Origin of the sequence: Sutterella sp. KLE1602, assembly GCF_001578585.1 — a bacterium.
GTDB lineage: Bacteria > Pseudomonadota > Gammaproteobacteria > Burkholderiales > Burkholderiaceae_F > Sutterella > Sutterella wadsworthensis_A.
The window spans coordinates 1-307 of sequence record NZ_KQ968566.1 but is presented as its reverse complement, the minus strand read 5'-3'; the positions used below and the strand labels follow the sequence as shown (position 1 = coordinate 307).

1 protein-coding gene is annotated in these 307 nt (G+C 51.1%); it reads left to right on the top strand.

Annotated elements, in window-relative coordinates; genetic code table 11:
* On the top strand, positions 1 to 282 hold a 282-nt coding region (locus HMPREF3036_RS12340; protein WP_231853618.1), incomplete at its 5' end, for a hypothetical protein.
* Positions 283 to 307: the final 25 nt, after the last annotated feature.

The window sequence follows — 307 nt, the reverse complement described above, 5'->3', positions numbered from 1 at the left end:
CCGGCGCAGGGGGCGCATGTGGTGAGGAGGAAACAGCGACGACAAACTCGTCACTTCAAACAACACTCAAAACTAAAAAAGAGTGCGAGATCGCGCTTTACCGACACGATCCCGAACGGTTCACAAAAGCCTTGCGGCTACGCTTACCGTCTTGTCACTCTAATGACAACCAGTACCAGCCCTACCAGAATCCACCTTTCGGGGATATCCAGCGAAAAGCCGTGTGCTATGATGTCAGTAGAGATTAGCGAAGTGATCTGGAACTTCATCGCTATCTCCTAATCCAAGACCCGCTGTTTTGCCGACA